This is a genomic window from Micromonospora sp. LH3U1, from assembly GCF_028475105.1.
Lineage (GTDB): Bacteria > Actinomycetota > Actinomycetes > Mycobacteriales > Micromonosporaceae > Micromonospora.
This window is the reverse complement of sequence record NZ_CP116936.1, coordinates 6,354,006-6,376,246: the sequence shown is the minus strand read 5'-3', so window position 1 is coordinate 6,376,246 and position 22,241 is coordinate 6,354,006. Positions and strand designations below refer to the sequence as shown.

Below are 22,241 nucleotides of genomic sequence, written 5' to 3'. Positions count from 1 at the left end.
CGGCCGTCAAAGGCTCCGGCTCCAGGCTCGGCATAGCCAGCTCTGATCTGTCGGCTACACGACAGACGGTCACGTGGTCGCATTGGGTGGGCAACAGTAAGTGATCGCTGAGGAGACGCTTCCTCGGCGAGCAGAGCATCCAGCCCCGGACGACTAGAGCAGGTGCCGCCTTGGTCTCAGAGGTAACCGGCGTGACCGCAGCGGGTCTTGTCGTGACAACCAAGCCTACCGATGACGCTGGAGCCCGCACCTACGACCAATTTGACTGGCAGGCGGCCATGGCGTCCGCCGACGGTCTTCGACTGTACCTAGACAACCTCAACGAAAGTGGCGTACTCGCACCCCGAGATTGCCGAATCCTATGTGAATATCATGAGGATTGGGCGGCCCTCGATGAGGAAGATGCGGAGCTGGTATCAGCAAAACATCCGGGGACATCCTACGGTGCCTATACCACGATGAACGCGCTCGTCAATGAAGGTGGAATCGGGCATCTGTTCGAGCGCTGGAAGTCGATGGATGGTAAGCCGGCGTGCCGACTCGTCACAACCGGCGGTCTGGCACCAGGACCGGCCCAAGGTCTTCTCGCGGCAGCCGATGCGATGAGGGCGCAAAGGCTCGCGAGCTCCCCGCTAGACACTGAAGGCGAATATGCAGAAATAGTCACGAGCTTCGCTCGCGAGGTAATCAAACGCCAAAGCAAGTCGAAACGAGAAGGAAGCCCTCCCGCTCCGGAGCCCAATGGCGAGGACAGGGAAGAGGTAGCGAGGTTTCTTTCCGGCCTCACCTTACAGTGCTCACAACCCGCGCGAACCTACATCGCCTACGCCGCCCCTAACATGTATGTCGACCCCGTATTAATCCGACTCGGAATACAAGCGTCCGCGGATTCGATATGGGAGGCAGTGCTGTCGCTGTTTAGGGCGCGGATGCGCTCGGCTGGGCCAAGACCTACTGGAGCACTTCCGGAGGTCATTTCAGTTCGGGCAGATAGCCGGACTCCTACCGCCGCCGAGGCCGAACGTCGCTTAGTCGACCGGATCGTAACGCTCGCCGATATCGACGTAGCAATACGGACGGCAATCGCCTATCCCGACGGATACCGCCCGCTCGCGCGACTCCCACGCTCTACGAGGCTAGCCGTAAAAATGTCGGTGGGGGGATGCTCAGACAATAGTATTGAGCGAGCTGAGCAGTTGCGGATCGACTATCAGGATTACTGGCGGTCCAAAACGAATGATGAGCCGGCTTCCCGGGTAGAGCAAAGCCGCTTGCGTCGTCTCCTGCTCAAGGTGAGTGATGCCGCCACCAGTAGTTCACGGACCTCCAGCGGTGCCTGGGGTAGCCAATTCTGGGAGGAGCTTCAGGACCGGCTCAGCAAGCTGCCCGTAGAGGCTTTGCCCGGCGAGATGGACGAAGATCTTCTCCTCGGCGGGGCTGCTGACCTTGCCAACCGCTGTCAGGTCTGGTTTAGCAACAGTTTTGATGTAGAGGAAGAAATCGCCCGTCTCCGTGCTCGCCGAGGTGCCGCATGATGGCGGGCGTCGATGCGGAATTCGAACTCGCGCTCCTGCGAGAGGACCTCGCCTACCACCAGGCACGCATACTACTGCTTGTTGACGCAGTATGTGCTGCACCAGGTCACGCGCGAAAGTTGGACGGGCTCACCAAGCTTGCCAAACTAGACTTCCTCCTCCGGTACCCTGCGCTAGCACCACAGGTCTTGACGAATCTCCGACCTTCGGACCCTCGATTGCACTTATCTCTCGAAGACCAGGCCGACCCCACAGACGTCGAGTCTCCCATGACTCGCTACAAATATGGCCCATGGGACGACAGGTATTACTCCATAATAGGAGCTCTAGTGGGCCGAGGGTTGCTCCGTTATGCACGAGGCAGAAGGGGAAGCGTGGCTCTCGTGGCAACGACTAACGGGAAGCAGCTGGCCCGCCAAATGCAGGCAAGTGACCAATGGTCCGAGATCGCCGATAGATGTCACGCCGTAGCAGAAGCGTCCTCCGGGCTGACGGGAAACGCCTTGAAGGAAATCATTTACGGGCGTCTGGCAGATCTGATGGATCGCCCGCATCGACAGGTGATTAGATGACTACAAAATTCCGACTCAATTCCGTCACGCTCTTCACCACCGAGGGTGAGGTTCACTACGATTTCACCTCGGATCTGACAGTTCTCGCCGGACCCACAGGGGTGGGAAAGACAACCCTGCTTGAGATGATCAAGTTCGGGTTTGGTGGGAATGCGCTGATAGCGCCAGTAGCGACCGAATATGTACAGGACGTAAGCCTCGACGTGACTATTGGGCACTCTCGGTTACGACTAACAAGGGGCATTGATAGCGAGAAGCGTGACGTTGTTCGCGTGATCGATCTCGTCCTCCAGGAGCGCCTTGCCGATCATCGGGTCACAGGGGGTCCGCCAAGCCTCAATTCGCTCTTAATGTCAACCCTTGGCTTGCCCGACGACATGAAGGCTGCGGCCCGGGGTGGCACGAGTACGAAGGCCGGCGCCCGCATCAGCTTCGCCGACATCTTCTCTTTCCTATACATTCCTCAATCAGAAATCAACCGAGACATTGCAAGCAGCAAGGATCAGTATCTCGACCCTAAGCGGAAGGCGGTCTTCGAGCTTTTATTCGGCCTGACAGACGCCGATGTCCTCGCAATGCGTTCCAAACTGAACACCTTGTCAGGCGATCTTGCAAACGCTGAAAGAGAGACGAAGACCGTTCTTGAGTTCCTCCGGGCTAGTAACATGACTGGCCAGGAGGAGGCCATCCGTGCATATGAATCGGCCCAAGCTGAACAGGTCGCCGCCCAAGCGGAGCGTGACGCTCTACTTCAAGAGATAGATCCGATCACTGACCGTGAGACGCAAGTCCTCCGCGACCTGCTATCGGAAGCGGAGCGCAGCCTTGCGAATGCCCGATCGGACGTCGTAGCCCTGACGCGCCAGCACCGGGAATACCAGCTAGAGCGTCGCCGCGTCCAGACTGATGTCGACCGGTTGATGCGCATGCGAGATGCTGGCGCACGACTGGCTGAGATTGAATTTGTTGCGTGTCCGCGTTGTATGCAGTCCCTGCGGGAACGGGACGTGCCTACCTCAAGTTGCAGACTGTGTCTACAGCCAGACCCTGTGACTGGTGATGTAGACCTGGACCAGTATGAAATCAGGCAGCTAGCTGCACAGCTTGATGAGATGGTCGAGCAGCTCAGCATCATTGATCAGCAGGTCGGCATGACGATTCAGGCTGTGGAAGATCGGGAAGACTTGGTGCACAAGCTTTCCGAGGACTTGGACCTCCGGACATCTGAAAGGGTCACGCCTCGCCTTCAAGCATTCACCGACGCATCCGACCGTCTTGCCTCCGCCCGCGCAGAGCAGCAGCACCTGGAGCTGGTTCTGCGACAATGGGACCGAGTCAATGATCTAACGGCGGTAGAAGATAGCAAACGCGAGGAGAGGGATAGAACCAAAGCGGCCATCGGAAGAGCCGAGGCCGAGATGACTGCGCGACGGAGCGAAATTCTCGACGACCTCAATGATGAGTTCTCGACGACCGTGACCGAGTTGGGGATCCCAGGTGTGAAGTCCGCTGGCATCCATCGCACGAACTATTTGCCACTTCTTAACGGGCAGAGGTTCGACACGGTGAGCAAGGGTGGGGGCATCGTTACGGCGACTCAGGTTGCGTACTGGACGTCACTTCTATCGGTAGCCCTGCGGCAGCGCGATACGCCCTACCCTGCCTTCGTGATGATCGATAGCCCTCGCCTCGCGCTCAACACCGCAGAGAGTCTAGCCGCCGCACTTTACCGACGGATTGTCACTCAATCGGATGCGAACCAGGGCAAAGTGCAATTCATTGTTGCCGACAATGAGTTGCCGGACGAGTATCGCCGGGGTTTCTCCGAAATTGTTTTCGATTACGACCAGCCTACGGTGTCGACCATTCATCACCCTGGCCGGAACGCGGTGGAGCCTCTCGTCAAGCCAGCCGCCGAGTAAGTTGGTGCGCCCGTCGCCATCCGGTATGCCATCGACCCGCCCTCCTGGGGAGCGGGCCGCCGCCCGGCCCGCCACGTCAAGTGGACCTTGACGCAGGTTCGGACGCTGGCGGGTCGGGAGGTGGTCTGCTCGGCTCGTCCGGGTCGGGGGCAGGCGGGATGGCCTCCCGCAACCACCCGCCGACCGTGACCCGCCGTCGGAGCCCTAGCCATCCTGGAGCCGGAGCGGCCCCCGCCGGAGGCGCATCAAACTGCCACCCCGCGGCCGCCGCCAGCTCGCCAAACGCGGCCGGCGTGCGCTCCCCTACGCCGCGTGGTCCTGGCCGCGCGGCCAGGACGGCTGCTGGCCCACCATCCACCGGTCAACGCTTCTGTCGTTCTGCGGCGGCCCACCGGGCTCTACGGCTCTCCGCGCCAGCCGCCGGGCGTCCTGCGTGACGGCCGCAGAGCGTCAGCGGCAGCGGCCGGCGCGCGCCCAGGCGGCGGTGCGTGCGGCCCGTTGTGGGCCGCCTTAAGGATGTATCGATGCTGCGAACAGAGGCTACTGGCTTGGCCGGAGCAATCTGTAAGTTCTGACGACTGCTTTGACGGTTCCACATGATTGATCGATGTTTTGTTGTTCGACCAGGGGTGTGCCCACCTCTACGGCGAAGAGGGCTGCAAGCTCCGGGTCTGCGGCGACTTCTCGCTGTGCGGTCGTGAGTAGATGGGCTGTGGTTTCTCTGTCCGCCGACGGGCGGAGACTTGCATAGGTGGCGCGACCGTGTTCGGTGGTGACGTAGCCATCGGCCCTCAAGGCAGCTATAGCCTGGCGGACTGTGCCGCGGGCTGCCCGGAATTCGGCGGTGAGGGCGCTCTCGGTCGGCAAGAGGGCGCCGGGCGGGATGGCACCGCTCTCGATGCGTTCCCTTAGTTCATCCGCAATGGCGCGATAGCGGGGCTGTCCGAAGTGCGGGGTGGGCACCTGCTCACCGTACCTGGCACTTGTCTTACCAAGTGCCAACCAAGTGACCTGTTTCGACGTCTAGACAACTCATCCACTTGTAGATACGTTTCCTGATGTGCGGCTGAGGTGACGGCGAGTGTCCGCGGTGATGTCGCTGGCCTTGGTCGCACCTGATGCGCGGCGTCCTGTCGGACCGGTTGCGGTAGTCGCGCGTACAAGTTGGCTCGGCGATACCCGACCCGTCCGGCGTCGGACGGTGCGCCGCGCCTTCATCCGGGCCGGTGGCCGGCTGCATTCCCCCGTGGCTGGCCACCGGTCCCCGTCTACCTGTGGAGGTGCGATGTCCGGCTCTCATCGTCGACACCGTTGGTTCTCGTCCTGGTGGTCTCGGAGGCGCCCACCTGCCCGGGGTATCACCAGCAACGTTCAGTCGAGTCCACGCGCGGGATCTACTACCTCCTCGCCGCGGTGGTCGACGGGTGTCACCCGCGACCTGCCTGCGCTTCGGTACGCACCCCTGGTGACGCGAGCCCAGCTCTTCCGAGGCAACGGCGGGCGGTGGCCGCGATGAGTCGTACGAACAAGCCGGCCGCCGTCACGAGTCACCCGGACTGGTGCGCCCCGGATCGCTGCGGCTACCTGGTGCCGCCGGTGATGACGCATATGGCCCGCCGTCATCGCGGCCCCATGCAGCGGGCCGGCGACAGTCGGGCGGGCGGCCTTGTCGTCACTTACCTCATCAGCAGTGAGGCTCTGGGCGGTCCCATGGTCGGTGTTCATGTGACGTGCCGGGCCGGGAACGCCTGGGCGGAGTTGTCCTTGCCGCAGGCAGCCCAACTGATTGAGCAACTTCGCGGATCGCTGGCCCAGGCCACCAGGCAGCAGGGTGCCGGCGATGAGTGAGGGCGCTGCCATCCCAGAGAGGCCGCCGCCATCGTCGATTGCGCCAGTCGTGTGCCCGGTGTGGTGTCGAGGCTGTGGACCGAACGACCCGATGCACCGCGGGCTGCTCAGCACGATTGGCCGGGAGCGGACCGGCTGGGTCGCCGTCCAACTGGTCGTTGACCGGTTCGCCCGCCGGGACCTGGCCGTGAAGCTCGACGCGACCCGTTACGGCGCGACGCAGACCGTGCTTCTGTCGTCCGCGCAGGTGGACCGGCTCATTGACGAGCTGGTCTACGCCCAGTTGGAGATGCTGACACCGGCAGATGGCGGCGAGCGGGCCGGAGGGGCGCGGTGAACGCCAATGCCCGTCGGGGCTCAGCCGTTCCTCGTACTCCTGGCCTGCGCCCTGCGCGGCCACCGCGAGCGGCGGTAGCCGTACCGCCGGTTCCTGAGCGGCCGGCCGGCGGGACCACCTGGCAGACGTTGGAACGTCTAGGGGGTACGGTGACCGGTGTGCAAGGCCGGGACTGGCGCCCTCGCTACCTGCAACTCGCGGAAGAGTTGCGGGCGAAAATCGTGAGCGGCGAACTCGCCCCCGGAACCCTGATGCCCAGCGAAACCGAGTTGGCCGACACCTCGGGCCTGTCGCGCACGAGCGTCCGCAACGCCATCCGGCAGCTCCGGGAATGGGGCCTGGTCCGCGCGGAGCAGGGGCGCGGCACCTACGTGCGGGCGCCCCGCCAGCGGGTACGGCGTCGTAACACCGAGCGGTACCAGTGGGAAAAGGATCGCGTCCTGCTCGACGAGGACGAGCGGTTCAAGACTGGTGCCACCGAACACGACACCGGCCTGACCGTGGACGACCTGAAGTTCCACGCCGAATACTCCCGGGTTGAGGCTGACGCGGAGATGGCGGCGGCCTTCCAGGTCGAGCCGGGTACGCCGCTGCTTCGCCGGGTCTACTGGACGTCGTCACGGCATGAGAACGCGCCGCTGACCGTGTCGTACTCCTACCTGCCGCACGACCTGGTGGCCGCGAACCCGGACCTGCTCGACGCGGGCAAGGAACCGTGGCCGGGCGGGACGCAGCATCAGCTCTACACGCTGGGCATCGAGTTGGACCGGATCGACGACGAGATCCGGGCACGACCGCCGTCGCCCGATGAGGCCGAGCTGTTGGACATCGACCCGGGTGTCTCCGTGCTCACCGTGCGGAAGACCTCGACCGACACCACTGGTCGAGTCGTCGAGGTCGCCGATGTGGTGATGCCGGGCGACCGCACCGAGCTTGTCTACTCCCACAAACTCCAGCGGTGGAAAATTTGATTCAGGTCGTCTCGGTCATCACCCCGGTCCACGCGCCCAGCATCGAGCACCTGCCTGGCGCCTACGGGTCGTTGGCCAAGCAGGAGATGCCTGACGGCTGGGACTGGGAATGGCTCGTCCAGGAGGACGGGCAGACCGGCGCCCTGGTCGACGCGCTGCCCGGCGATCCCCGGATCAGTCTGGGCACCGGCCGCCCTGGTGGGCCTGGTGTTGCCCGTACCCTCGCGCTTTCCCGGGTCTCTGGGCAACTCATCAAGGTGCTGGACGCCGACGACCAGTTGACCCCCGGCGCGCTCGCCCGGGACATCGCCGCATTCGAGGCGCACCCGCAGATCGGCTGGACCACCTCGCGGGTACTCGACCTGCTGCCCGACGGATCGACAGCCGGATGGGACAAGGATCCGGCCGGCGGGCTCATCGACCGCGGTTCGGTCCTGTCGTTCTGGAAGGCCAACGACTACCGGGCATCGGTGCACCCGGCGACCCTGTGCCTGCGGCGGGATCTTGTCTTCGCCTTGGGCGGCTGGATGGCGCTGCCCGCCTCCGAGGACACCGGCCTCCTGCTTGCAGCCAACGCGGTCACCGCGGGCTACTTCACCCGGGAGTACGGCCTGCTCTACCGCAAGTGGCCCGGACAGGTCACCAGCCAGTCCGCGCACCGGGAACCGGCCGAGTACCAGGCACGGATGAGGATCATCGAGGCGCGGGCCAGCGCCTTGGCCTCGATGATCCCGAACGGCTTCGGCGGCAGCGCTACGGCGTAGCTTCGTGCCCCGGCATCCCGTGGGTACGCCGTCGCTCCTTCATCTCCGCTTCGAAGATGTGCCGCCGGCCGCCTGCTAGCTTCTCCCGCGCGTCCCGCTCGATCTCCTGGAACGCGGCGTAGTAGCCGTCATCGAACTCCTCCATGATCTGGAAGGTCCAACGGCCGGGTAGCAGGTTGCGCCCCAACAATTCGTGCTCGACCCGGTCGGCCGTCTCGTCGTGCCCGGCCTCGCGGAGCAGCATCACCACCCGATCGAGGGTGAGATCGGCGCCGCCGACGAGCTGGTGCGCCGAGTACAGGTGGCCGCGTACGCGGTGGATCGTCTCCAGCGCCTTACTCAATTCGCCTAGGGCTTCAACAGTTACATCATCGACTCCGGGCGGGCGAGCATGCTGTACGTCAAGTGAATTGATTTCTCGTGCCATGCGGCAAAAATTACCCATCTTGGCCGAGGTCAATCATCGCAAGAGCTAATCTAGGCGAGGATGTTGACGCTGCTGCTAATGTTGCTCTTCGTGCGACCCCAATATTCTTGTGTTGGTCGTCCTCGATGATAGTCGGAGAATCAAGGAAATTATTGCAGAGAAAAGCAGATAACCCGCCACTATTATGTTGCCCCCTGTGACGGCGTACCCGATTTCTGAGTGTGAGCCGGAAAGTAGAGACGCGGCGGAGAAGAGCAGAGTAATTCCCACTACTGCGGCTGCGCGGACTAATACTGAGCGATATCTTAGGAGTCCTGCTTCTTTTCGGTGGCCTACAGTGGCTAGATATGCGATAAAGGGGGACGTTGTTACTGAGGCGAGAGAGACGACCAGTGAAAGAGTAGAATAGTCAAAATCCGAAACTCCACCGTTCGTCATCGCCAAGGACAGGGTTATAAGCGCGGCGGCGCAGACAGCAACAAGAGTCAGCAGACTGAGGTATGCCGCAGTTGTCCATTGAACGTGAGCGAGAATCCTTGATGGCCGAGTCAGCGCAGGAAATCTCGGTGGCCGAGGGATTGAATCGAGTTCCAGGGCTTTCAGTGACCGCATGTCTGAAAGTGAAATTCTGACGGAGTAGCTATCGTCACTGCCGTTACGGAACCCTTCTACTGGAACGCTTCCCTTGGAAGCGCCATTGAATGGCCAAAGCTCGCGGCTGGCGGTGTGCGGACGCAGTGGCTCTGTCCATGCAACCTCTACCATCGAGACGTCAACGTATTCACGGCTGGTGCTGACGAATCGCCAAGGCTCCCGAACGGAGCGATCGATGCGAGACCAGTCGCTGGCGGAAAGGATCCCGCCAGCATCCACTGCATACCTGGCGACTTTCGCCAATGCTGCGGTCATTTCCGCTCTGTACCTGCTAATGACTGGACCGCCACCCGGAATTAGGCGGTCTCCAGCAAGCGAGGAAACGGATATTGGCAGAGCGTCTGCTATGGAGCTAGGTAGTGAACCCAGGTATACGAAGAGAACACCTTCATGCATCGCTGTATCTGAGATAGCTATTGCGGCCTCACGGCGCACTAATTGTGAGTCAACGTCAAGCTCTAAAGTTTCGTTAACTTGGCTTGGTCCTCGATCAGAGATAACCAGCTTGAGGAGCTGCACCGTGCTTTCGCTGAGGGTTACCCCTGGAAGCCCGAAGAAGGGGCTCTGGTAGCCCTCCGAGGTCTCCCGCTGCCCGTTCGTCAAAGCGGGGCGTGCTAGTAGGTTACGCTGGCCAAAAAAGTAACCCGTCGTCTCTGGTTGTGAGACAAGCGTGGTGGCGTTGCGTGATCCTGAGCGTTTCGGCCCCTGTTGAACAGCCAAAGGCACGAAGCCGTCGGACGTCGATAATCCGGGTGCCGGTGCAGAGGGTGTTCTGCGCTTCACTTGAGGGTACCCATACGTCATTAAGGCAATCAAGGCGCCATAGCTGTCCTTGTTGCTAGCAGCCGCCGGCTTCAGGATGTCGAACCAACGCTTGGCTGCCGTGGCATATGACGAAAGAGCCATGTTTACCTGGTAGGCACCGGGATTCAAATGGCGTAAACTATGAAAGATGCCTTCTACTTCTCGGGGAGTAAAAGCGGCGGCGGCAGCTACGGAAGAACGCGCAATCGGGTGCCCGCGGTTACGCAGCATCCAGCTCAAAAGATCATTGCTATCCAGGACTTCATATCCGATTTGCCGAGTGATTAAAAGTTCACCTAGCTCGGGTGCTGCCGATGGGTAAACATCGGATAAAGTGGATAGTAGGACTGGTTCCAGTTCGGGGCGTGTGTAGAAATCTCCAGATACTGGATCGCGTGTGAAAGCGATATCCGTCAGTGGGCCGAACGCTTCTGACGTGAACCTTCCACCCGAATAGGCGTGAGCTTCGCCCGGTGAGAACTTCTCAAGTATCAGCAACCTGGAGATTGGGGAGCCCAGCATGATTAGCAGATCCTCTGCCGGGAAGTCCTCACCGTCGAACGCGCTTCGCGCTTTAGTCATGCTCTCAGCCGCCTCTTATTAACGGGTTTCCGACTCCAGCCCTTGACGATCAGGCGTGCCATTTGTGTCCAAGCGGCGCCAGCTAGCCCGTCTGTTTGGGCGTGGAGAAACTCCGCATCACTTAGCTCGATTCGCAAGCCCAGCTTTTCCGCCCAATCATGCAGCTTGTGGATCTCCAATGCGTTCATTTCAAACACAGTCGGTCTGAGTGGCCCCTGCCTTAGGAGGAGGCTCGGTGTTTCCCGTTCGGAGTGATCCGATCTTACTCCGATGAAGTAGAGCCCTTCGGTCCGCATTATGCGTTCTTTGAGATGATCTGCCATGACGTTAAGGGGTTCGGCCGCCTCATCGATATGGTCAATTACCACCCATGCTGGCCGTCCTACTTCGCTTATATCTTCTAGAAGAACTGGTAGCTTGCTCCGCGGGGCTGCAGGTGGTTCCGAGCGCCGCCCGAAGAACGAGAAGAAGGGGCTGAACCTTACTTGAACCCGGGATCCGTTAAGGGTCGCATTCGTAAAAGATACTTGGCCTGCCGTTCTCACCAGGGCATCTCGCGTATGAAGCAGTTCGCCTGGAGAAGCGCACGCAACTGCGCGGAGTAGTACCTCTTCTTCCGACCGTTCACGTCTCCCGTCGAAATGTAGAACCTGGCCTGCTCCAAGGAGGGTTTCTATAAATTGCTCCAATAGTCGTGTCTTGCCTGACTTTGGAGCGCCTACGATCGAGACGTACGGGCTCTGGCTCCAGTGGTGTAGGTCGAATTCGGCGAGCAGTGAGTCAAAATTGTAGAGATCTCCTGGCTTCAACGGACATCGAACTTCGAATCGTAGGACTTAGTTTCGTCCATTGTGACCGTGGCACCTCTATTCTTCACCTTGCTGCGGCGAAAGAGGGATCGGCTAATTTTTAGGCGACCGCTGGGAGGCGCTTCGACGTTCAACTCGTGTTCCGGCGAGCGCATCCGAAGCCTCCGAAGCCATCCCCCTGCGAGCGCTGCCACTACCGCAATGGCGAACACAATCGCCACGATTGCCCACGTTTCCATTTTTCTCCCAAGCTAGCGGCCAACCCAGAAGGATTGGCGGTGCAGGTCCTGCATTTCTTCGTATTCAGCAAAGATTTGCGCAGTATTTTACCGAAAGACTGCCGTTATGCATGGCAACCTGAGGAGCCTTTATGTATTGAAGGGTCCGGTATGTCCAGGCTCTTCCGGTGCTTGAGACGCAGGTCGGGTGACCTTTTGTCAAATAGATGTCACTCGTCCGTGTCGGTATGTCTGGATGGCTGGCAAGAGAGTGGGTGCTGGCATTTCGCTGATGCTGCTCACGCGAAGCGCATAGAGAACTTGTTGACTTGTCTGCCAAGCGCCGTCTACCTTGGACGCAACTTGGCAGACAAGTTAACAAGTTGGAGGTTGAGCGATGGCTCTGCGAGGCGGTACGAGGTTCGCGGTGCGGTGTGAGGACGTGTTCCCGGCGGGGTGCGCGTTGGTGCCCGAGTCTCTGGGCGAGGTCGAGGACTACGACGAGAAGACCGGCCGGCGTAGCCCGGCGAAGGACAAGCTGACCGGCCAGCGGGTGTGGCAGGTCCGGGTGATGGACCTGGATCCAGAGCTGGGGAAGCGGTCGCGGGAGACGACAGTGAAGATCTCGGCGGACTACCAGCCGGTGCCGCCGACGGGTGGCCTGTTCGAGGCGGTGGAGTTCGACGGCATGACCGTGACGCCGTACGTGGGCAACAACGGTCGGATGGCGTATTCGCTGCGGGCGACCGGGATGCGTGCCCCGGGGGGCGTGGCGACGAAGGCGGCGCAGTAGCCGCATCTGGTGGGGGCGGGGCTGTCAGGTCTTGGCGGACGGCAGCCCCGCCCTCTGTCTCTTTCCCCTGCTCTGTCGAGAGAGGTAGTGACATGTCCAAGCGTATGCCTGCCGTCCCGCGGCGGCTCGTCATGGCGGGTGGGCGATGATGCGCCGCCCGCGTGGCGAGGTCGTGATGACCACCGCCGGGGACCTGATGGTGATCCGCCCGCGCAGGCTGGAGCTGCCGGTCTGGCTGATCGCGGTCGGCCTGGTGCTGCGGTGGCTGTGGCGGGGCCTGTGGTGGTGCCTTCGTCACCCGGTTGCCGTCGGCCTGGTCGTGGCCGGGGTGAGTCTTTACCGCGAGTTCGGCCGGTCCGGCGTGATCGTGCCCGTGGTCCTGGCCGCTGCCGTGTCGGCGCTGTGGCGGTGGCGGCACGAGTCGTCCTGGTGGACCTGGTGCGCCGGTCCGATCCTTGGTCGATTCCGGCAGCTCTTCGTCTACCGGCGGGCCTGGCGCGAGGCGATGACCCTCTGCGGCCTGGCCAAGGTGTACGACCATCGCACGGTCCTGCCGGAGCTGCTGCGGGTCCGCTCGGATCAGGCGCTCGATGTGCTGACCATCCGCATGGTTCGCGGCCAGACACCGGAGGAGTTCCAAAAGGCAACGGCGAACCTGGCGTACGCCTTCGGCCGGCGGCACGCCCGCGTCTACTCCGAGCGCCCCGATGACCCGCCGATCCGGTCGGGCTACTGGGCGCTCGTCCTGGGCGCGGTGGACCGGCTGCGGTTCCGGGACCGGCCGTCGGTGGTCTACCTGGTGGTGGTCCGCACGGACGCGCTACGCACCCTGGTCGACCCGTTCGACGTCCCATCGGTACCCGACTTCACCGCGCTCCCGCTCGCGCGACGGGAAGACCTGCGGCACTGGTGCCTGCACCTGCTCGCCACCCACGTTCTCATCGGCGGCGCCACCCGCTCCGGTAAAGGCTCGGTGCTGTGGTCGCTGGTCCGCGTCCTGGCCGGCGGGATCTCCTCCGGGCTGGTCCGGCTCTGGGTTATCGACCCCAAGGGCGGCATGGAGTTCGCCATGGGCCGGCCGCTGTTCGCCCGGTTCGCCTGTAAGTCGTTCGAGGCCATGGCCGACCTGCTCGACGAGGCCGTGACGGTGATGCGCGAGCGACAGACGCGGCTTGCCGGCGCTGTGCGGGTGCACACCCCGACCCTGGATGACCCCCTGGTCGTGGTCGTCATCGACGAGATGGCGGCACTGACCGCGTACCTCCAGGACGTCGACCTGCGCAAGCGCATCGCCGGGTCGCTCGGGTTGCTGCTGTCGCAGGGTGCCGGCGTCGGCGTTCTGGTGGTGGCTGCGTTGCAGGACCCCCGCAAGGAGGTCCTGCCGTTCCGGGACCTGTTCCCGACCCGGATCGCACTCGGCCTGACCGAGGCCGCTCAGGTCGACCTCGTGTTGGGCGACGGTGCCCGCAACCGGGGTGCCCTCGCCGACCAGATGCCCCGCTGGGCCAAGGGCGTCGGCTACGTGACCCTCGACGGCACCCCCGAACCCGCGCGGGTCCGCTTCTCCTACATCTCCGACGACCACATCCGGGAGCTGGCCGCCGAGTACCCGGCGCCGGCCGACGCGGCGGACATCCTCGCCCAGGTCGGCCGCGAAACCGCCACCGAACCGACCCGGCCACCCCTGCCCCGGCAGCGTCGCGGACCACTGCTGCCCGACTCGCTGCTGAACATCCTCGACCGGGACACCGACGGGGGTGAGCCGCGGTGACTACCCCGGCCGACGGCCGAACCTTCTACCGGCTGCGCGCACCCGGCACCGACGGCGCCACCAGCACGGCCGTGTCCGTGCGCGTCGATCCCGCCCGGCCCGATGCGTACCCGGTCTATCTCGCCGTCGGTGGCGGCCGGCGCCGCATGTACCTGACCCCCGACGAGGCGTGGGCGCTGTGGCGCTGCCTCTCCGAAGCGGTGGCCTCCCTCGGCGAGCCACCCGACCACATCCGTACCCGCGTCGCCCCGGCCCGGAGGTAACCGATGTCCCTCAAGAGCTTCTTCCTCGGCACCCACCGCCTCAAGCCGCTGCACATCGAACTCAACGGCTCCCCGGACCGGCTCGCCGGTGCCCTCCACGGTTTGGCGCACATGGTCAACCGCCGCCGCGACCTCAACGGCCAGCAGATCAGAATCACCCTGACCATCCGCGACAACGGCAGCGGCCGATGATCCGCGAACGCGCCGAGTCTGGCGTCCGGGTGCTGATCCTGCTCGTCGTCGGCACCATGGCCGGTGCCGCCGCCTTCACCCACGTCCACGATCTGACCGTTGCCCACGGCCAACCCGACTGGATCGGCTGGGCCAACGCCGTAGCGGTCGAGCTGATGGCCATCTACCTCGGCCTGGAGATCCGCGCCCGCCGCCGCACCGGGCGACCCGTCGGCCTGGTCGGCGTGCTCCTGGTCGCGTTCGCGCTGCTCTCTCTCGCCGCTCAGGTCGCCGAAGCCGAACCCTCCGTCTGGGGCTGGATCGTCGCGGCGGTGCCGTCGCTGGCCTTCCTCGCCCTGGTGAAGGTCGTCCTGTCCAGCGTACCCACCGCCGTGCCGGCGTCCGAGCCCGATCAGCCGCAGGCCGACTGGTTCGACGAGCCGCAGCCTGTCGAACCCGCGCCGCCGGCTCCGGTGATGCCGCCGGCATCAGCCGCGGTGCTGCCTCCGGTCGGCGTCGTCCACAACCGGCCCCAGGTCGTCGGGATCATCCGATGACGGCTCCGACCCTGCCCGGCCTCGAACCCGCCCCGACCCCGGTTGCTCCTCGGCCGGGGTCGCGGGCGGCCCGCATGGCGCTACCCCGCTCGATCGACGTGCTCAAGGACATCGCCATCGAGTACGGCGTCTGCGTCCGCCCGCTCGCCATGCGCCGCACCGATCTCGACAGCGGCCTGACCGAGGTCATCGACCTGCCCTGCGGCGCGACCCGCGAGGACAAGTGCCCGCCGTGCGCCAAGAAGAACCGCCGCCTGCGGCAGGCCCAGATCCGCGAGGGCTGGCACCGCGACGACGAGCCACTACCCGGCCCGGAACCCGCAACCGAGGCACAGAGGTCCCTGATCCTCTTCCGCGCACACCTGGAGTTCTCCCGCGACGAGGCTGTACGCGCCGCCCAGTGGGACCAGGTCTCCGACATCGACGAGGCGATCCGCGAGGTAGAGGAGGCCATCGCCGCTGAGGGCCTGCGCGGGCGCGTCGGGCCACCGCACGCCAGCGACGATGACGACGAGGACGACGAGCCCGGCCAGCGTCGCAAGCGCTCCACCAAGCGGCGCCAGGATGCCCCCGAACTGCCTCGGCGCAAAGTCGAACGGCGCACTGTCGGCAAGACCTACACCGCCCCGGACGGCTCCACCTACCAACCGTCGATGTGGCTCACGCTCACCCTCGACTCATACGGCCCGGTCCGCCCCGACGGCACCCCCGTCAACCCGGCCAGGTATGACTACCGCCGCGCCGCCTGGGACGCCGTGCACTTCCCCCGACTACTCGACCGGTTCTGGCAGAACCTCCGACGCTGCGAGGGCTGGAACGTCCAGTACGCCGGCTGCGTCGAGCCGCAACGCCGACTCGCCCCACACGCCCACTTCGCCATCCGGGGCACCATCCCTCGCGACGTGCTCCGCACCGTGGCGGCTGCCACCTACCACCAAGTGTGGTGGCCCTCGGTCGACGTCCAGCGCTACACCCTCGACCGGCTCCCGATCTTGGACGAGCAGGCAGCGGCATGGGTCGACCCCGACACCCGCGAGCCGCTGACCACCTGGACGGAAGCCCTCGACACCATCGACGACAACCCGGACGCCGAGCCAGTGCACGTCGTCCGCTTCGGCGCCCAGGTCGACGCCCGCGGCGTCATGCCCGGCACCGAGGACGCCGAACGGACCATCCGGTATGTCACGAAATACATCACCAAACACACCGGCGACTGCCACAAGGCAACCACCGACCGGCAACGCAAGCACCTCGACCGGCTCTGGCAGCAACTCCAGCTCACCCCCTGCGCCGACCGGTGCGCCAACTGGCTGCTCTACGGCGTCCAGCCCAAGAGGGCACACGCCAAGCTCAAGCCCGGCCGCTGCAAGGGCAAGGTCCACCAGCGCGACACCCTCGGCATCGGCGGCCGGCGCATCCTCATCTCCCGCGACTGGTCCGGCAAGACCCTCGCCGACCACAAACACGACGCGCGGGCCTGGGTCCGGGCACTGCTCGGCGTCACCACCGACGGCACACCGCTCGTCGACGACCAGGGCGACACCGCCGAACGCGTCCGGCACGCCTGGGAACTCGCCCGACCCGACGACCCCGACGTCGGCCCGATGACCCACCGACTCATGCGCTCGATCAGCGAACGCGCCCGCTGGCGATCCGAACTACTCGCCGCCAAGGACCGGGCCGCGCAGGAGTCACCAGATCTCTCGGCAACTCAGCACAGCGCGCAGCACGACGGGGAGGAAACGCAGTGAACGAGGAGTTGTTGACCGTGCCGGAAGTGCTCGCCGAGCTGCGCGTACCGCGCTCGACCTGGTTCTACTGGCGGCAGACCGGCAAGGGACCACGGGTGATCAAGCTCCCGAACGGACAACTCCGGGTCCGCCGGTCGGCGCTCGGTCGGTGGCTCGGGGACCTGGAGCAGGACGCGGCATGAAGAGCTACGAGGTCCAGATCTGGGAGATCGCTAAGCGCGCCGACCGGAAAGCTCGGCCGTGGCGGGTCCGCTGGGCGGTGAGCGGCCAACGCTTCGAGGACATGTTCCGTACCAAAGCCCTGGCGCACTCGTTCCGCGCCGAGCTGGTCCAGGCGGCCAACGCGGGGGAGCCCTTCGACCCGGCCACCGGCCGCCCGGCCTCCGAGGCCAGAACCAAGAACCCCACCACCTGGTACGCGCACAGCCGCGCGTACGTCGAGATGAAGTGGCCCCGGGCGGCGGCCAAGACCCGGCGCTCGATCGTCGAAGCGCTGACGTCGATCACGGTCACCCTGAGCCGGCCGACAAAGCGGGGCCGACCGACTGATGCCCTGCTCCGTGAGGCGCTGTACCTCTACGGCCTCAACCCGCGCCGGTGGTCCGAGGAGTTCCCGGCCGACCACGCGGCGGCGCTGGCTTGGTTGGAAACCGCGTCGCTCCCGGTCGTCGAGCTGGACTCGCCCGCGATGGTCCGCCGCGTCCTCGACAGCCTCTGCGTACGCCTCGACGGCAAGCCCGCGGCTGCCTCCACCGTCCAGCGGAAGCGGGCCACCTTCTACAACGTGCTCGGGTACGCCGTCGAGCTGGAACTGATCGCCTCCAACCCGGTCGACCGGGTCCAGTGGACCGCACCCGAGGTCGCACAGTCCATAGACCGGCGGGTGGTGGCGAACCCAGCCCAGGTCGCCACCCTGCTGGAGGCGGTGAAATCTCTCGGCAAACGGGCCGACAAGGTCACGGCGTTCTTCGGCTGCCTCTACTACGCGGGGATGCGTCCCTCAGAAGCCGCAGACCTACGGCGGGAGGACTGCGACCTTGCCGGCCGGTGCGCCGACTGCGGGGCCGAATTCGACGACCTGGCGGCGGTCAAGCCTTTCCGGTCCTGCGACCACGAGAAGATCGAACATCGCTGGGGCCGCCTGGTGCTCGCCGGCACCTCGCCGCGCGCCGGGTCGCACTGGACGGATGACGGCGGCTCCCACGAGCGGCGCGGACTCAAGCACCGGGGGAGGGCCGAGACTCGTACGGTCCCGATTCCGCCCCGGCTCGTCGAGCTGCTGTGCGCACACGTCGAGAATCACGGGGTCGGTCCCGACGGTCGGTTCTTCCGGGGTCTGCACGGTGGGCCGCTGTCCGAGTCGGTCTACGACCGGTGGTGGAAGCTCGCCCGCGAGAAGGCCCTGACCGAATCGCAGGTCGCCTCGCCGCTCGTCCGCCGGCCCTACGACCTGCGGCACGCGGCGGCCTCGCTCTGGCTGAATGCCGGCGTACCGCCGACCGAGGTCGCCCGGCGCCTGGGCCACGGCGTCGCCGTCCTGCTCCGCGTCTACGCCAACTGCATCGACGGCGGAGACGACACCATGAACGACAAGATCGGCGAGGCTTTCGGGTGATGGCGGAACTGAGGAGGGTGCAGACCGGGGGAAAGGTGAGCCATAGGCTAACGCGATGTTGGCGGAGCGTGGAGTGATCGATCTGGACGAAGATAGTCGCCAGCCGGCGGTGGCCAGCCCTGACCGCCTTATGCGCAGGTCAAAGATGGTCGTTCGGCTGGTCGCTGTCTTCCTGATCGGTGCTGTGCTTGGTGGTGTCGGTGTCAACGAGCTGCGAGACTCGCAGGAAGAGCGGGATCGGGTCACTGCGGTATCACTCGTCGCAATCCCTGTTTCGGCAGGAAGCGGCGGCGGGGACGTTAAAGGTGTTTTCCAGATGGATGGGCAGCTGGCGGTGATCAACACTGGCCCTGCGCCGATCACGGTTGTTGCGGTTGCCGGGGAACGACCGGGCGTTCTGGTACGTGGTACCGGAAAATCCGTGTTGCTACGTCCCGGCGGTACTGGCTGGGTCGAAGTCAAGCTGAGCCTCGAATGTGCGACTGCGTTCGGGAGTGAGCCTTTGTCGATGCGCCTGTCGGTCGAGACCGCCGACCGGCAGGCGAGAGAGGCCACCTATCCCGTCGCTGTGGCGGGGAGCGTCTGGCACCTTGGTGCCGAACGACCGTGCGAGCACCTCCTTCGGAACGGTCAATCCTGACGGCAGGCTGGCAGTGTCGGGGCGTGGGCGGATGGTGGGCGCTCGTATGCGAGCGCTGCGGCCAATGCAGAGAAACAGCAGGTCAACGCCGCTGATCAAGGCAAGATCACGGACGCCCTGTAAATCCGTCGCGAAAGCTTCAGAGGTTCGAATCCTCTACCCGCCACCAGGTGCAGCAACGGCCCCTCACCAGCAGAGATGCTGATCAGGGGCCGCTGTAGTTTGTCTGGCCGAGTCCGGCTCGGTCCAACCGATGACGACTGGTTGTGGGCAGGTCGTTCTTGCCGCTGAGGGCTCCTCTGGGGCTGCGAAGACTGCTGTGCGCGCACGTCGAGAACCACGGCGTAGCTCCGGACGGTCGGTTTCTTTCGGGGCCCGCACGGTGGGCCGCTCTCCGAGTCGGGGCACGACCGGTGGTGGAAGCCCGCCCGCGAGAAAGGGCTCACCGAATCGCAGGCGGCCTCGCCCCTTGTGGGCGGGGCCCTACGACCTTGCAGCACGCGGCGGCCTCGCTTTAGCTGAATGCAGGCGTCCCGCCGACCGAGGTCGCCCCGGCGCCTGGGCCACGGCGTCGCCGTCCTGCTCCGGGTCCACGCCAACTGCATCGACGGGGGAGACGACACGATGAGCGACGAGATCGGCAACGCGCTCGGATGACGTTGCTGGCGGTCCGGTGTTGTTCGCGGTCGTCCTGCTGAGTGCTGAAGTGGACGAGGTGCGCTAGAAGGAGGGGATGGAGTTGCCCGCGCCGCAAGACTCAACCCGGCCCGAGGTCCGTAACGCGGTTGGTTCGATTCCAGCCACTGATAGTCGGGTGCCAGAGCTGCGGCTCTGGGGCATCCGTCGGTCAATCGCCCTGGCTGTAGTGGCTGCGTTGCTGCTAGTCGGCGGTCTGATCGCTGCGGCGCTCTGGTACGCGGGCTGGCCCGGCCTTGAACGGGGTGCCACCGTCACCGCGGCCACGCTGTTCGACCTCTTGAAGCTTGTCTTCGCCGTTGTGGCGGGCATTGGCGCTGTCGCAGCCTTGGTGGTGGCCTACCGTCGGCAGCGAGTAGCAGAGCACACAAACGCGCTGGCGGAATTCGCTCACCAACTGGCGCACGCTGCTGATCTGCGTGCCGAAGTCACCAAAGTTCTCGCTGAGGCGGCCGACGAACGGGCAAAGATCGAGACTGACCGCAACGTTGTCCGGCTGTTCAACGAACGCTTCGCCAAGGCGTCCGAGCAACTCGGGTCGGAGAAAGCGGCCGTACGCTTGGCGGGCGTCCACGCCATGGCCGGTCTTGCTGACGACTGGTGGGAAGGGCGGCAGACCTGCATCGACGTCCTCTGCGCCTATCTCCGCATGCCCTACACACCGCCTGCGGCGGATGCTTCGAACGCAGCGTCAGCCCAGGCCGGCGACCAGGTGTCGATCGTGAATGCGGACGCAGCGCGGGCCGCTCGCGAGGAGCAGGAGGTGCGGCATACCGTCATCCGCCTCGTCGGCAGGCACTTACGTCTTACCGAAGAAGATGCCAGGTCATGGCGTGGTTGCGACTTCGACTTCACCGGCGCAGTCTTCGATGGCGGGGACCTCTCGGGTGCGACGTTCGGTGGCGGGCGGGTGTCCTTCGTCGGCGCGACGTTCAGCGACCGGGTGTCCTTCGCAGGGGCGACGTTCAGCGGCGGGGAGGTGTCCTTCGTCGGCGTGAAGATCAGCGGCGGCCGGATGTCCTTCGCTGGAGCGACGTTCAGCGGTGGCGAGGTGTACTTCATCGGCGTGACGTTCAGCAGCGGGCAGGTGTCCTTCGCAGGAGCGACGTTCAGCGGTGGGAAGGTGCACTTCGACGGGGCGACGTTTAGTGGCGGGCGGGTGTACCTCACCCAGGTGACGTTCAGCGGTGGTGAGGTGTCCTTCGTCGGGGCGACGTTCAGCGGTGGTGAGGTGTCCTTCGTCGGGGCGACGTTCAGCGGCGGGGAGGTGTCCTTCGTTGGTGCGAAGTTTCAAGACCCGCCTAGGTTCGACGATTGGCCTACCGGGCGTGCTCCGTACGGTCTCCTCCTGCCGGAAGCGTAAGGATTTGGAGGCGTGGGCAGATGGTGGGCGCCGGGTTGGTGACGCGGAACGAACTTCTGGACGCGCTTGTGGATGACGTGCCGGCGCATCGCGCGTGCCGGCAGGCGTTGCTCCAGGGCGCTGAGTTTGTCGTCTGGGATGACGGGATACCAGCATCGCGCCTGGAGCCGATCTATCGGCGCCGCGACCGACACGCCCAGAGAACGGGCCAACGGACGATCGGGCTGCGGGAGGCCGTGGAGCAACTTCGGGAGTGCGGGAATGAACTCGTACGGCTGGGCAAGGTGACAGTGCAAGATCCGCCCTGTGCGTTCATCCTGTTTCTCGCTTTCGACCGGCCGCACGTGATCGGGTGTACCGGGGTCGAGCGCGATTAGAAACCCTCCGGCAACGCGTGGGAGGAGCGTAACCAAACGACCGCGATGCCCGAAACGTCCGCAGCCGGTGGTCCCCGCTGGCCCGGCTGATGCCGACCGGAGGCCGCAGCAGGCAAGGGCAGGGCCGAGTGCTGCCGCCGACCGGTGCCGTCCAGCCCAGTCGGCCCCAGTCGTCGGGATCATTTGATGATGGCCATCCTCGTCGCCGGGCGGCGGCTACCGGAACTCGTGCACGACCTCGATCAGTCCAACGATGTGAGCGTTGAACTCGTTCAGTTCCTCGGCCGGCACCCACAGCTCCAGGATGGTCTTTCCGCCTGCTTGGCGGACCGGGTACCGGCTCAGGAACTCCGACTCCACCCGGAAGCGGGTCACGTAGCCGACGCCGGACGCGGGCACGTTCCAGTCCCGGGCGATCATCACCGCGTAGTCCTCGTTCAGGACCGGGTAGAAGATCGGCTGATCGGGCAGGCGTGGCGGCCACTTCAGCCATCCGGATTCGCGGACGAGATCCAGCTCCTCCGGCCCGGTTGGGCGCCACAGCACCGTCGTACCGTCATCGCTGTTCATGTCGGCCTCGCCGTTCGGATTCTGGGTGAGCCCGGACAGTACCGGCGGACCTGCACCCGGGACCATCGCATTCCATTCGCGATGGGGGCGGGCCGATGATGGCGCCGACCCTGCCCGTCGGTGGCTCGGTGAGCTGGAGGCGCCGCGAGCACAACGGAGTCCAGGCGGGTCAGCAGCCGCCACACCGTCGTTCCCACCGGAACGCCCCGGCGGAATCATGCGGCGACCGAT

Annotated in this window: 21 protein-coding genes; 17 read left to right on the top strand and 4 right to left on the bottom strand. The window is 64.7% G+C overall.

The annotated features are described in order from the left end of the window. Positions 1-191: 191 nt before the first annotated feature. Positions 192-1,535: a hypothetical protein gene (locus tag PCA76_RS29250; RefSeq protein WP_272613626.1), complete on the top strand. Its 1,344-nt coding sequence runs from the start codon at positions 192-194 to the stop codon at positions 1,533-1,535. A gap of 568 nt (positions 1,536-2,103) precedes the next feature. Further along, on the top strand, positions 2,104-4,029 hold the full coding sequence (locus PCA76_RS29245; RefSeq protein WP_272613625.1) for an AAA family ATPase: 1,926 nt from the start codon (positions 2,104-2,106) through the stop codon (positions 4,027-4,029). Positions 4,030-4,569: 540 nt separating this feature from the next. On the opposite strand, the gene PCA76_RS29240 is transcribed toward PCA76_RS29245, so the two are convergent. Beyond that, positions 4,570-4,992 carry a GntR family transcriptional regulator gene (locus tag PCA76_RS29240; RefSeq protein ID WP_272613624.1) on the bottom strand — a complete coding sequence of 141 codons (423 nt, stop codon included), beginning with the start codon at positions 4,990-4,992 and terminating at the stop codon, positions 4,570-4,572. A 549-nt stretch (positions 4,993-5,541) separates the two neighbouring features. Between PCA76_RS29240 and PCA76_RS29235 the strand changes: the two genes are divergently transcribed. From PCA76_RS29235 to PCA76_RS29220, 4 genes are all read left to right on the top strand, one after another. After that, complete coding sequence (locus PCA76_RS29235; RefSeq protein WP_272613623.1) at positions 5,542-5,877, top strand: hypothetical protein; 336 nt, start codon at positions 5,542-5,544, stop codon at positions 5,875-5,877. A gap of 91 nt (positions 5,878-5,968) precedes the next feature. Further along, a complete protein-coding gene (locus PCA76_RS29230; RefSeq protein WP_272613622.1) occupies positions 5,969-6,214 on the top strand; it encodes a precorrin-4 C11-methyltransferase in 246 nt (81 codons plus the stop codon). 149 nt (positions 6,215-6,363) lie between these two features. Then, positions 6,364-7,185: a GntR family transcriptional regulator gene (locus PCA76_RS29225; RefSeq protein ID WP_272613621.1), complete on the top strand. Its 822-nt coding sequence runs from the start codon at positions 6,364-6,366 to the stop codon at positions 7,183-7,185. After that, a complete protein-coding gene (locus tag PCA76_RS29220; RefSeq protein WP_272613620.1) occupies positions 7,173-7,949 on the top strand; it encodes a glycosyltransferase family 2 protein in 777 nt (258 codons plus the stop codon). The genes PCA76_RS29225 and PCA76_RS29220 overlap by 13 nt, the downstream gene beginning before the upstream one ends. On the opposite strand, the gene PCA76_RS29215 is transcribed toward PCA76_RS29220, so the two are convergent. Beyond that, entirely contained in the window at positions 7,939-8,376 is a 438-nt protein-coding gene (locus PCA76_RS29215; protein WP_272613619.1) for a hypothetical protein, read from the bottom strand. The two genes, PCA76_RS29220 and PCA76_RS29215, sit on opposite strands and share 11 nt — an antisense overlap. Positions 8,377-8,451: 75 nt before the next feature. Beyond that, positions 8,452-10,356, bottom strand: a complete 1,905-nt coding sequence (locus PCA76_RS29210; protein ID WP_272613618.1) for a hypothetical protein — start codon at positions 10,354-10,356, stop codon at positions 8,452-8,454. Positions 10,357-11,840: 1,484 nt separating this feature from the next. Here PCA76_RS29210 and PCA76_RS29205 point away from each other — a divergent pair. The 11 genes from PCA76_RS29205 to PCA76_RS29155 all read left to right on the top strand — a co-directional run bounded on the left by PCA76_RS29205 (position 11,841) and on the right by PCA76_RS29155 (position 21,440). Then, the gene (locus tag PCA76_RS29205; protein ID WP_272613617.1) at positions 11,841-12,236 is read left to right on the top strand and encodes a transcriptional regulator; all 396 of its coding nucleotides are present in this window, start codon (positions 11,841-11,843) and stop codon (positions 12,234-12,236) included. Between the two features lie 175 nt (positions 12,237-12,411). Beyond that, a complete protein-coding gene (locus PCA76_RS29200; RefSeq protein ID WP_272613616.1) occupies positions 12,412-14,007 on the top strand; it encodes an FtsK/SpoIIIE domain-containing protein in 1,596 nt (531 codons plus the stop codon). After that, positions 14,004-14,270 carry a hypothetical protein gene (locus PCA76_RS29195; protein ID WP_272613615.1) on the top strand — a complete coding sequence of 89 codons (267 nt, stop codon included), beginning with the start codon at positions 14,004-14,006 and terminating at the stop codon, positions 14,268-14,270. The genes PCA76_RS29200 and PCA76_RS29195 overlap by 4 nt, the downstream gene beginning before the upstream one ends. Positions 14,271-14,273: 3 nt before the next feature. Next, positions 14,274-14,462: a hypothetical protein gene (locus PCA76_RS29190; RefSeq protein WP_272613614.1), complete on the top strand. Its 189-nt coding sequence runs from the start codon at positions 14,274-14,276 to the stop codon at positions 14,460-14,462. Beyond that, positions 14,459-14,998, top strand: coding sequence for a DUF2637 domain-containing protein (locus PCA76_RS29185; RefSeq protein ID WP_272613613.1), 540 nt, complete (start codon positions 14,459-14,461; stop codon positions 14,996-14,998). The genes PCA76_RS29190 and PCA76_RS29185 overlap by 4 nt, the downstream gene beginning before the upstream one ends. Further along, positions 14,995-16,749 carry a replication initiator gene (locus PCA76_RS29180; protein WP_272613612.1) on the top strand — a complete coding sequence of 585 codons (1,755 nt, stop codon included), beginning with the start codon at positions 14,995-14,997 and terminating at the stop codon, positions 16,747-16,749. The genes PCA76_RS29185 and PCA76_RS29180 overlap by 4 nt, the downstream gene beginning before the upstream one ends. Continuing rightward, positions 16,746-16,931, top strand: coding sequence for a helix-turn-helix transcriptional regulator (locus tag PCA76_RS29175; protein ID WP_030329852.1), 186 nt, complete (start codon positions 16,746-16,748; stop codon positions 16,929-16,931). The genes PCA76_RS29180 and PCA76_RS29175 overlap by 4 nt, the downstream gene beginning before the upstream one ends. Continuing rightward, positions 16,928-18,364, top strand: coding sequence for a tyrosine-type recombinase/integrase (locus PCA76_RS29170; RefSeq protein ID WP_272613611.1), 1,437 nt, complete (start codon positions 16,928-16,930; stop codon positions 18,362-18,364). Before PCA76_RS29175 ends, PCA76_RS29170 begins: the two co-directional genes overlap by 4 nt. A gap of 73 nt (positions 18,365-18,437) precedes the next feature. Beyond that, entirely contained in the window at positions 18,438-19,004 is a 567-nt protein-coding gene (locus PCA76_RS29165; protein WP_272613610.1) for a hypothetical protein, read from the top strand. Between the two features lie 733 nt (positions 19,005-19,737). Next, the gene (locus tag PCA76_RS29160; RefSeq protein ID WP_272613609.1) at positions 19,738-21,063 is read left to right on the top strand and encodes a pentapeptide repeat-containing protein; all 1,326 of its coding nucleotides are present in this window, start codon (positions 19,738-19,740) and stop codon (positions 21,061-21,063) included. 20 nt (positions 21,064-21,083) lie between these two features. Continuing rightward, positions 21,084-21,440: a hypothetical protein gene (locus tag PCA76_RS29155; protein WP_272613608.1), complete on the top strand. Its 357-nt coding sequence runs from the start codon at positions 21,084-21,086 to the stop codon at positions 21,438-21,440. 216 nt (positions 21,441-21,656) lie between these two features. Here PCA76_RS29155 and PCA76_RS29150 read toward each other — a convergent pair whose 3' ends face one another. Then, the gene (locus PCA76_RS29150; RefSeq protein ID WP_272613607.1) at positions 21,657-22,010 is read right to left on the bottom strand and encodes a hypothetical protein; all 354 of its coding nucleotides are present in this window, start codon (positions 22,008-22,010) and stop codon (positions 21,657-21,659) included. Between the last annotated feature and the right edge of the window lie 231 nt (positions 22,011-22,241).